Genomic DNA, 9,775 nt, shown 5'->3' with positions numbered 1-9,775 from the left:
CCGCCCAGTTCACGCCAGCGATTGACGATGCCGCAGAACAGGTCTGCTGTCTTTTCCGCGTCGTAGGCGGCGGAGTGGGCTTCCTTGTTGCTGAAGGGAATGCCCGCCAGTTTGCAGGCCTGTGCCAGCACGGTGTGGCCGTAGGCGAGGCCCGCCAGGGTGGCGGTATCAAACGTTGAGAACGGATGGAACGGGTTGCGTTTGATATCAGCCCGCAGCGCCGCCGCGAAGACAAAGTTGTGGTCAAACGTGGCATTGTGGCCCACCAGTACCGCGCGCTTGCAGTCGTGCTCTTTCACCGCCTTGCGGATGGGAGAAAAAATCTCGCTCAGGCCTTCGCGTTCCGGTACCGCTTCCCGCTCCGGATTCCAGGGATCGATGCCGGTGAAATCCAGGGCCGACTGCTCCAGATTGGCACCTTCGAACGGGTCGATCTGCTGCACGTGAGTTTCGCCCCTGCGCAGCCAGCCATCCTCATCCATGGTCAGCATTACGGCAGCGATTTCCAGCAGAGCATCACGTTCCGGGTTGAAGCCGGCGGTTTCCACATCGACCACCACCGGCAGAAAGCCGCGAAAGCGCTGGGACATGGGGTGGGGCTGTTTGTTTTCGTCTGACACTCGAACTCCGATGTTCGTGGTAGTGAATGAATAGGGTTTACGCCAGGCGCCAGTTAACGGTTTCACCGGCCTTCAATGGAACAATGTCGCCGCCGGCCAGAGGCAGGTGTTCCGGCATGGTCCAGGGTTCCCGCACCAGCGTCACGGTGTCGGTATTCCGGGGCAGGCCATAGAAATCCGCGCCGTTGAAGCTGGCAAAGGCTTCCAGCTTGTCCAGAATGCCCAGTTCCTCAAAGATATCGGCATACAGACCGATGGCGCCGTAGGCGGAGTAACAGCCGGCACAGCCGCAGGCGGCTTCCTTTTTATCTTTTGCGTGTGGGGCAGAATCCGTGCCCAGGAAGAAACGGGGATCGCCACTGGCCACGACTTCTCTGAGTGCTTCCTGATGCTTGTTGCGCTTGAGGATGGGCAGGCAGTAAAGGTGCGGGCGAATACCGCCAACCAGCATGTGATTGCGGTTATACATCAGGTGCTGAGGGGTGAGAGTTGCCCCGAGATTATTGCCCTGGTGGCTACGGACAAAGTCGGCCGAATCGGCCGTGGTAATGTGTTCCAGAACCACCCTGAGCGTCGGGAACGCCGCCAGTGTTGGTGCCAGAACCCGCTCCAGAAACACCTTTTCCCGGTCGAAGATATCGATGTCGCTGTCGGTCACCTCGCCGTGTACCAGCAACAGCATGCCGCAATCCGCCATCGCCTCCAGTACCGGGTAGATATTGCGGATGTCTGTCACGCCGGAGGCAGAGTTTGTGGTGGCACCAGCCGGGTACAGTTTCGCTGCCACTACGCCAGCGGCTTTGGCTTCACGAATGGTCTCGGCGGTGGTGCTCTCGGTCAGATACAGGGTCATCAGGGGCTGGAAGTCTGTTCCCCGGGCCGCGGCCAGAATGCGATCCCTGTACGCCATGGCCGCGCTGGCATCGGTTACCGGCGGTACCAGGTTGGGCATGATGATAGCGCGGCCGAAGCAGGCGGCGGTGGCGGGGACCACATCGTTCAGAATGTCGCCGTCGCGCACGTGCAGGTGCCAGTCGTCCGGGCGTGTGATGGTTATCTGTCGGGTCATGAGAAGGTATCCGAAAGCGAGCGCAAAATTTCGCGGATTATATCAGAAGCGAAAAGCAGATGTTTTTAACCTGATCGTAAGTTATCCGGCTCAAGTTCCCGGTCGGGTCGCCGTTAACCGGTTAGTTCACTGGTTTAAAGGCTCCACGGGGCATTCCTATGGTTTCACCTAATTGGTTCTTCAGACAGGGCAGGTTGCTGAAATCACTGGCGACGGCAGGGTTGATGTCATTGTCCTCTGCGCCCGTGTTGTCATCCAGTTACGGTGCCGGTATTGAAAACAGCCAGTGGTACCTCTCCGAATCGGTCTTTGAGTGTTCCCTTGTCCATGAGGTTCCAGGCTTTGGCCGTGCCGTACTCAGGCACCGGGCGGGGGAAGACCTGCGTTTCTATCTGGAATCGGATCTGAGTGTGATGCGCCCCGGCCAGGGCCAGTTGGTGGTTGAAGCGCCGCCCTGGCGACCGGGAGTGGCGCCGAACCCCATTGGCGCTGTGCAGGTAACGGATAGTCCGCGCTCTGTGAACCTGGGGAATCGGGAAGCGGTGTTGATTGCCCAGGGGTTGTCCCGGGGTATGCAGCCGACGGTTACCCGGGCTGCGGTATACAGCGGCCAGCCGGTACGGGTGCAGTTGTCGAATGTGAATTTTTCCGGCCCCTACGCCGGCTATCGTGAATGCGTTGCCAGTCTGTTGCCGGTTAACTTCGACCAGGTTCGGCGCAGCCGGGTTCCGTTTGCCAGCGGAAGTACCAGCCTGTCACAGGCCGACAGGAACTTGCTTGATAATATTGTGACCTACGTGATGGCCGACAGCACGGTAGAGAGAATCTTCGTGGACGGCCATTCCGACAGTATTGGTAGCCGGATTGATAACCGCGCGCTGTCGGAGGAAAGGGCCAACGTGGTGGCAGAGTATCTCAAATCCCGGGGCATCGATGAGAACATGCTGACGGTCCGGGCCCACGGCGATCAGTATCCGGTTTCCCGCCGGCCGGCTGATAACCGCCGCACCACCATTCGTTTGCAACGCCAGGGTGAGCGCCCGGAACTGCTGCAGGCTAACGGTATGGGAAGCGAATTTTCGGGTTAACCGGAAACGCTCGCTCCCGGGTTTCAATACACCGCGTTCAGAACGTCCAGATGCGCGGCCACACTCTCTGACAGGGCTTTCAGGTGATACCCGCCTTCCAGCGTGGAGATGATGCGGTCGTTGGCGTGGTCATGGGCGACGCTCACCAGCATTTCCGTTAGCCAGCGATAATCCTCGGTTTCCAGATTCAGTTCCGCCATGGGGTCAAGCCGGTGACCGTCAAAACCTGCCGAGATCAACACCAGTTGCGGGCGAAAATCCTGCAGTTTCTTGAGCCACGCGGCTTCAACCGTCTTGCGGTACTCGGCCGGTGAGCAGTCGGCTGCAATCGGCGCATTGACAATATTGTCGGCCTGCCGGTGCACATGGGAATGCGGATAAAACGGATGTTGAAAACTGGAGCACATCAGTATGCGTTCATCACCACTGACAATGTCTACCGTGCCGTTACCCTGATGCACATCGAAATCGACAATGGCCACCCGCTCCAGGTGATGAAAGGTGAGTGCCCGCATCGCGGCCAGGGCGATATTGTTATAGAAACAAAACCCCATCGACTTGGTTCGTTCGGCATGGTGTCCCGGTGGGCGGGCACAGACAAAGGCGTTGGTTACCTGGCTGCTCATAACCATATCGACAGCCTGCACATTGCCGCCTGCGGCCAGCCTGGCGGCTCTCAGGGTATCCGGCATCATCGCGGTGTCCGGGTCGGTGAACACCCGGCCCCGGGTCGGCTGCATCAGGTCCAGCTGGTGCAGATAGCTTTCCGGATGCACGGTCAGCAGTTGGTCCCGGGTAATTTCTTCCGGACGAACCCAGTCCAGTTCCTGTTGCAGGTTGGTATCTGCGAGGTAGGCGAGAATGCTTGAAAGGCGTTCAGGGCTCTCCGGGTGCTCCGGGCCCATGTTGTGCTTCATGCAGTCGTCGTGGGAAAAAAATGCCGTGGTCATGGGTAATGCCTGAACCTGAATATGCTTATTATCGCTTTCATGTTATCAGGGATAACCGAAGCCTGTCGTATTTCTTTGGTCTAATAACCCGTTAGTCGATTTACATCATGAATTCGCCACCTAAGATAAGGTATACACTGATAAGCAAGTCGTTTTATTGAAGTCTGTACATTCCTGTCGCGCACACCACTGGGAGAGCCGCGTTGAGTACCCGCTATCTGGAAAGCCTGTTCAATCCTGAATCCATTGCCGTTATTGGCGCCTCTGAGCGCGCTGACAACCTCGGGGGTATGGTGTTGCGGAACCTGCTGGGCGGCGGCTATCCGGGTCGGCTCGTGGTGGTCAACCAGAGCGACTACGAGAACGTGCACGGGGTGCCCTGTGTGCGCAAAGTGTCCAAACTGGATTTCAGTCCGGACCTGGCGATTATCTGTACCCCGCCGGACACGGTGCCGAAAATGATCCGCAAGCTGGGTGAATGCGGCGTGCGCACCGCCATTGTAATGACCGGCGGTATGTCACGGACCCACAGTAAAACCGGCCAGCCATTGATGTATTCGGTGCGGGATGCCGCCCGGGAAACCGGTATCCGCGTGCTGGGCCCCAACACCATTGGCCTGATGGTACCGGCCCGGCATCTGAACGCCACCTATGCCCATATGGGGGCCATTCCCGGCCGCGTTGCCTTCGTGGGGCAGTCCGGCACCATTGCCAGTTCGGTGCTGGACTGGGCCTTTGCCAGGGGGGTGGGGTTCTCCTACTTCCTGACCCTGGGTGACGGCATGGACATCGATCACGACGACCTGATCGATTATCTGGCCCAGGACACCCAGACCCGGGCCATTCTGCTGCACATTGAAAACATCCCCAACCCCAGGCGCTTCATGTCGGCAGTCCGGGTGGCCTCCCGGACCAAGCCCGTCATTGCGGTGAAATCCGGGCGGGTGCCCGAATCCGAGTGGTTTCCCCATGCTTTGCCCGCAGGTATCAAGCGCAGTGACCCGATATACGATGCCATGCTTCAACGTGCCGGTGTGTTGAGGGTGGACGGGCTCGGCCAGATGTTTGATGCCCTGGAAACCCTGACCCGGATGCGCCCGCTGCGTCGGGAATCCCTGGCCATCATGGCCAACGGCGTGGGCCCCGGCGTATTGGCGGTGGATCGGCTGGCGGATCTCGGTGGAGAACTGGCGGAGCTGTCGGAAGATACCGTGAGGGAACTGGGCGAACTGTTGCCGCCGTACTGGACCCGCAAGAACCCCATCGACCTGAACTATGACGCCACGCCCGAGCTCTATGGCAAGGCCATCAAGATTCTGGCGAAGGACCCGAACGTGGCCAACGTGCTGGTGATGTACGCGCCGACGCTGATCGAAGACAGCCTGCAGATCGCCGATTCTGTGGTGCAGGCGTCCAAGGGCACCCGTCTCAATATCTTTACCTGTTGGCTGGGGCAAAGCACGGTGATGGATTCCCGGGAAGAGTTTTACCGGGCCGGGCTGCCATCGTTCTTTAACCCGGAAAAAGCGGTGATGGCGTTCATGCAGCATGTCCGGCATCAGCGCATCCAGCGGCTGCTGACCGAGACGCCCGAATCGTTTACAGACCACTTCGCCGACCGGGCTAACACCCGCAAACTGGTCGCCAGGGCCTTGCGGGATGGCCGGCGGCATCTGTCCAACCGGGAAGCCCGGCGGGTGATTTGCGATTACGGCATCAATACCATTGAAACCGTTTACTGCGATGACGTGGAAGAGGTGCTGGAGGTCTTCGCAGTCGAGCGCCGCCCCATTGATGTAACCGTTATCCATGAAGATGTGTGTTATCCCTTCCTGGATCTGAGTCCGACTCAGCGCCGCTACAAGGGCACGGTCAAAAAGCTCAACAGCGAACAGGTGATTATCGACAGTTGCCGCTTTCTGATGGAGGAATACCGTGAGCACTTCCCGAAAAGCGGCTTCCTGGGCTTTGCGGTCCAACGTTCCTATCAGCATGTTGGCGGCATCGAGTTCAGTGTGGGGATCACCCGTGATGAAGTGTTCGGGCCGCTGGTGGTTTGCGGGGCAGCCGGTGCCCAGATCAACATCATGACTGACCGCCAGATTGCCTTGCCGCCCCTGAACATGGTTCTGGCCCGCGAGCTGCTGCGGCGCACTTACATGTACAAACTGCTTAAAGAGCACAGCCTGAAGCCGGAAGAGGATATCCGGGCAGTGTCCGAAACCCTGGTGACGCTGTCACAGATTGTGATTGATATACCGGAGATCAAGGGCCTGGAAATCTCTCCGTTGTTGTTCAATGAGCAGGGCGCCGTTGCTGTAAACATCGCCATTGACCTGGATGAACATCCGATCAAACCCATTATCCAGCCCTACCCGCGAGAGCTGGAGGAGTGGCTGGTATTGCCCAAATCCGGTCGCCGCGTGATTATCCGTCCGGTGCTGGCGGAGGACGAGCCTGCCCACCGGTTGTTCCACGAGCATCAGTCCCCGGAATCCATCCGTTACCGGTTCTTCCAGTACCGCAAGCATTTTTCCCGGGAAGACGTGGCCCAGATGGTGCAGATCGACTATGACCGGGAAATGGTGTTCATCGCCAATGCACCCCGTGAGGATGGTGAAGGCGAGGAGACCCTGGGTACCGTGCGTACCTGGACCGATGCCGACAATCTGCGCTGCGAGTTCGCCGTTATGGTGGATGACCGGATGAAAGGCGAAGGCCTGGGCGTGGCCCTGATGCAGAAGATGATTGATTACTGCCGGGCCCGGGGCACCATGGAAATGATCGGCAATGTCTTGCCGGACAACCGGCCGATGTTGCAGCTGGCCGAGCATCTGGGGTTCGAGATCAAATACAACCCGGAAGAAGAGGTGATGGATCTGCGGCTGGTATTGAACGAGCCGCAGAAAGACTGGCAGAAGGAACGGCTGGGCAAAGGGGGGCACCTGTAGGCCCCCGCTTCCATTACTCTTCGACGATGGCGGAGCGATCCTCTCCGCCCAGGGCTTCCAGCAGCCCGGGGATCAGCCGTGACAGCTCCAGTGTCATGATGGTGAAGGCTGCATCGAACTTGGCCAGGGCGTCGTCGACATCGACGTCGTCCAGTTGCTCTTGCAGGGTTTCACCGAATTTCAGCCGGCGTATGCCCAGTTCTTCATCCAGCACGAACGAGACATTGTCGTCCCAGGTCAGGGCCAGCTTGGTCACCTGCATGCCAGCTTCTAGGTGGTTGCGGATCTCGTCGGCTTTGAGATCGAGGCCTTTACAGCGCACCACGCCGCCATCTTCTGACGGGTCTTTCAGTTCGCATTCGCTGCCCAGAGTAATGTTGGCAGGGTGATCAATGCTTTCGTTCAGCCAGCCGGTGAAGGTGAAGGCGGGGGATTGCTCAACCGCAGGCGGGCGCACAGGCAGTGATCCAAGGCTCTTGCGCAGTGTGGAGGCCAGATCTTCGGCCTGTTTCGCAGAGCCGGCATCGACCACCAGCACGCCGTCCTTGGGGGCCAGATAGGCGAAGCAGCGGCGGTTGCGGGAAAATGCCTGGGGCAGCATTTCCAGCATCACCTGTTCTTTCAGTTCGTCTTTTTCCTTCCGGCGCACCTTTCGGCCCTGCTCCAGCTCAATGGCTTCGGCACGCTCTTCCACAGCCTCCTTCACCACTGGCCCGGGCAGAATCTTCTCTTCTTTTCTCAGGGCAATCAGGTGATAACCATTGGCGCTGTGCACCAGCTGGTCGCCATGTTTACCCAGGGGTGGAACCCAGCCCTGGCGGTTGGTTTCCTGAGGGCCGCAGGGTTTGAACGCGTCCGCCTGAAGCTTCTCTTCCAGCGCTTCTGCGGAAATATCGAAAGGTTTGGTGAAACGGAAAACACGGGCATTACGAAACCACATGGGTCTGAATCCTTGCGTCAGGTCGGAGCTTGTCGAATCGAAAAAGGGGGAGGGATGATACGGCTACCAGGCGGTAGCCGTAAAGTGACGGCAGGCCGGTCAGATCTGCATAACCTCCACTAGCACGGTTTTGACGATAAAGCCGACAACGCCGGCGCCAAGCACGGTAAACAGCGCGATAGTGCCAAATTTGCCGGCCTGGGATTTCTTGGCCAGATCCCAAACGATGAAGCCCATCCAGGCAATAAGGCCGGTCAGAAACACCAGCATGGCGATCTGGGAAAATACTGCTTCGTTCATTGCTACTCCGATATCAACATATGTCTGAAGGTGTTAAACACAGGCCGGTAAACCGCCTGACTACTGCTCATCCCGCAGGAAAACCCAGTTGTTGTTATCGGATTGGTCTTCGCTGAAATAGTACCCGTCCAGGTTGAAGCCTTTGAGATCATCAGCCTGGGTGATTCGATTCTGGATGGCGTAACGGCACATCAGCCCACGGGCCTTCTTGGCGTAGAAGCTGATCATCTTGTACTGGCCGTTTTTCCAGTCCTTGAACTGGGGCGTAACCAGCCGGGCATCCAGGTGTTTCTTCTGCACGCTCTTGAAGTATTCATTGGAGGCCAGATTCACCAGTACCTTGTCGTCACTGGCCAGGAGCTGGTTCAGGGCATCGGTAATCTTGCTGCCCCAGAATGCGTACAGGTCTTTGCCCCGGGTGTTTTCAAACCGGGTGCCCATTTCCAGTCGGTAAGGCTGCATCAGATCCAGCGGTTTCAGCAGGCCGTAGAGGCCGGAGAGGATCCGCAGGTGTTTCTGGGCAAAACTGAAATCCTCTTCACTGAAACTCTCGGCATCCAGACCGGTATAGACGTCGCCCTTGAACGCCAGAACGGCCTGCCGGGCATTATCCGGCGTAAACGGTGTGTGCCAGCTCTGGAAGCGCTCGGCGTTCAGTTGCCCGAGTTTGTCGCTGATGCTCATCAGGTTGCTGACCTGATGCGGTTCCAGCTCCTTGAGCTGGTCAATCAGTTCACAGGCATCGTCCAGGAAGTCCGGTTGGGTATGGGTTTCCGTTGCCAGGGGGCTCTCATAATCCAGAGTCTTGGCAGGGGAGATGATCATCAGCATGTCAGAGGATCCTCATTGCAGAAACGTGAGTAACTGGTCCCTGGTGAATGGCCAGTCAAGCTCCGCCCCGGTGTCGTTGCGGCGCAGCACCGGGATGCGGGTGCCATAGCGCTCCACCAGGGCTTCGGACTGGGCAATGTCCACCACATCCACCGGAATGGGCTCGGGCATCGGGGTGCTGACCAGCAGCGCCTCTGCCAGTTCGCACAAATGGCACTGGGATGTGGTGTAAAAAAGCAGTTCCATTATTTTTTCGGCTGCGCGTCAATTTGCTGGCCGTTAACGCCCTTGCTGTCCCGGCCCATCAGGTAGAGGTAAACAGGCATCAGCTGCTCTGGGTCCGGGTTTTTCTTGGGATCTTCCGCCGGGTAGGCCAGCACCCGCATGCCGGTGCGGGTCGCGCCCGGGTTCAGGCTGTTTACCCGGATATTGTGGCGCTCGTCGTCCAGCTCATCCGCGAGTAACTGGGCCAGGCCTTCAACGGCAAACTTGGAGACCGCGTAGGCACCCCAGTAAGCTCTTGCCTGCCGGCCAACGCCGGAGGAGGTGAAGATCATGGAGGCGTCATCGGATTTGCGCAGCAGCGGAATCATCGCCCGGCTCAGCAGGAATGGCGCTGTGGCGTTCACGTGCATGACCTTGTTCCAGGTTTCCGGATCGTACAGTTCAACCGGGCTGCGAGCACCAAGAATTCCGGCATTGTGCAGGAGACCGTCCAGGCGACCGAAATTATCTTCCAGGGTCATGGCCAGTTCTTCATAATCCTTGACCGCGGCACCTTCAAAGTTCATCGGCACGATGGCAGGTTTGGGGTGGCCGGCGGCTTCAATCTCGTCGTAGACTTCCTCCAGCCGCGAGACCGTACGCCCAACCAGGATGACGGTGGCACCATGGGCGGCATACGCCTTGGCGGCAGCGCGTCCGATACCACTGCCGGCACCGGTTACCATGACAATGCGGTCTTTCAGAAGATCGGCGGGTGCCTGGTAATCTTGCATAACCTGTCTCCGTAAATCAGGCCGGACC

General features: G+C 58.5%; 10 protein-coding genes. 2 read left to right on the top strand and 8 right to left on the bottom strand.

Features of this window, described 5'->3' with window-relative positions:
* Together rnt and pyrC are read right to left on the bottom strand one after the other, a co-directional pair.
* Positions 1-620, bottom strand: a 620-nt coding sequence (gene rnt, locus B3Y70_RS16145) for a ribonuclease T (protein WP_288590095.1), incomplete at its 3' end; no start/stop codon positions are given.
* A gap of 37 nt (positions 621-657) precedes the next feature.
* On the bottom strand, positions 658-1,689 hold the full coding sequence (gene pyrC / locus B3Y70_RS16140) for a dihydroorotase (RefSeq protein ID WP_273030995.1): 1,032 nt from the start codon (positions 1,687-1,689) through the stop codon (positions 658-660).
* A 158-nt stretch (positions 1,690-1,847) separates the two neighbouring features.
* On the opposite strand from pyrC, the gene B3Y70_RS16135 reads away from it, so the two are divergent.
* Complete coding sequence (locus B3Y70_RS16135) at positions 1,848-2,777, top strand: flagellar protein MotY (protein ID WP_379944557.1); 930 nt, start codon at positions 1,848-1,850, stop codon at positions 2,775-2,777.
* Positions 2,778-2,800: 23 nt separating this feature from the next.
* On the opposite strand, the gene B3Y70_RS16130 is transcribed toward B3Y70_RS16135, so the two are convergent.
* Positions 2,801-3,727, bottom strand: a complete 927-nt coding sequence (locus B3Y70_RS16130) for a histone deacetylase family protein (RefSeq protein ID WP_114435037.1) — start codon at positions 3,725-3,727, stop codon at positions 2,801-2,803.
* 203 nt (positions 3,728-3,930) lie between these two features.
* Here B3Y70_RS16130 and B3Y70_RS16125 point away from each other — a divergent pair, with 203 nt between their 5' ends.
* Positions 3,931-6,678 (top strand): GNAT family N-acetyltransferase, encoded by a 2,748-nt coding sequence (locus tag B3Y70_RS16125; RefSeq protein WP_288590094.1) that lies wholly within the window; start codon positions 3,931-3,933, stop codon positions 6,676-6,678.
* A gap of 13 nt (positions 6,679-6,691) precedes the next feature.
* Here the strand turns inward: B3Y70_RS16125 and rdgC are convergent, their stop codons facing one another.
* From rdgC to B3Y70_RS16100, 5 genes are all read right to left on the bottom strand, one after another.
* Positions 6,692-7,618 carry a recombination-associated protein RdgC gene (rdgC, locus tag B3Y70_RS16120; RefSeq protein WP_113880543.1) on the bottom strand — a complete coding sequence of 309 codons (927 nt, stop codon included), beginning with the start codon at positions 7,616-7,618 and terminating at the stop codon, positions 6,692-6,694.
* 99 nt (positions 7,619-7,717) lie between these two features.
* Positions 7,718-7,918, bottom strand: a complete 201-nt coding sequence (locus tag B3Y70_RS16115) for a DUF2788 domain-containing protein (protein WP_011785959.1) — start codon at positions 7,916-7,918, stop codon at positions 7,718-7,720.
* Positions 7,919-7,978: 60 nt separating this feature from the next.
* Positions 7,979-8,749: a peroxide stress protein YaaA gene (gene yaaA, locus B3Y70_RS16110; RefSeq protein WP_114435039.1), complete on the bottom strand. Its 771-nt coding sequence runs from the start codon at positions 8,747-8,749 to the stop codon at positions 7,979-7,981.
* Positions 8,750-8,761: 12 nt separating this feature from the next.
* Entirely contained in the window at positions 8,762-8,995 is a 234-nt protein-coding gene (locus B3Y70_RS16105) for a glutaredoxin family protein (RefSeq protein WP_114435040.1), read from the bottom strand.
* Entirely contained in the window at positions 8,995-9,747 is a 753-nt protein-coding gene (locus B3Y70_RS16100; RefSeq protein WP_022992897.1) for a YciK family oxidoreductase, read from the bottom strand. The genes B3Y70_RS16105 and B3Y70_RS16100 overlap by 1 nt, the downstream gene beginning before the upstream one ends.
* Positions 9,748-9,775 lie beyond the last annotated feature (28 nt).

Origin of the sequence: Marinobacter sp. UBA5687 (assembly GCF_002420325.1) — a bacterium.
GTDB lineage: Bacteria > Pseudomonadota > Gammaproteobacteria > Pseudomonadales > Oleiphilaceae > Marinobacter > Marinobacter nauticus.
This window is presented reverse-complemented; position numbering and strand designations above follow the sequence as displayed.

Bases quoted from the DNA above. Each gene is read 5' to 3' on its own strand.
- pyrC (WP_273030995.1), bottom strand. From the start codon at position 1,689: ATGACCCGACAGATAACCATCACACGCCCGGACGACTGGCACCTGCAC.
- B3Y70_RS16135 (WP_379944557.1), top strand. From the start codon at position 1,848: ATGGTTTCACCTAATTGGTTCTTCAGACAGGGCAGGTTGCTGAAATCA.
- B3Y70_RS16130 (WP_114435037.1), bottom strand. From the start codon at position 3,727: ATGACCACGGCATTTTTTTCCCACGACGACTGCATGAAGCACAACATG.
- rdgC (WP_113880543.1), bottom strand. From the start codon at position 7,618: ATGTGGTTTCGTAATGCCCGTGTTTTCCGTTTCACCAAACCTTTCGAT.
- B3Y70_RS16115 (WP_011785959.1), bottom strand. From the start codon at position 7,918: ATGAACGAAGCAGTATTTTCCCAGATCGCCATGCTGGTGTTTCTGACC.
- yaaA (WP_114435039.1), bottom strand. From the start codon at position 8,749: ATGCTGATGATCATCTCCCCTGCCAAGACTCTGGATTATGAGAGCCCC.
- B3Y70_RS16105 (WP_114435040.1), bottom strand. From the start codon at position 8,995: ATGGAACTGCTTTTTTACACCACATCCCAGTGCCATTTGTGCGAACTG.
- B3Y70_RS16100 (WP_022992897.1), bottom strand. From the start codon at position 9,747: ATGCAAGATTACCAGGCACCCGCCGATCTTCTGAAAGACCGCATTGTC.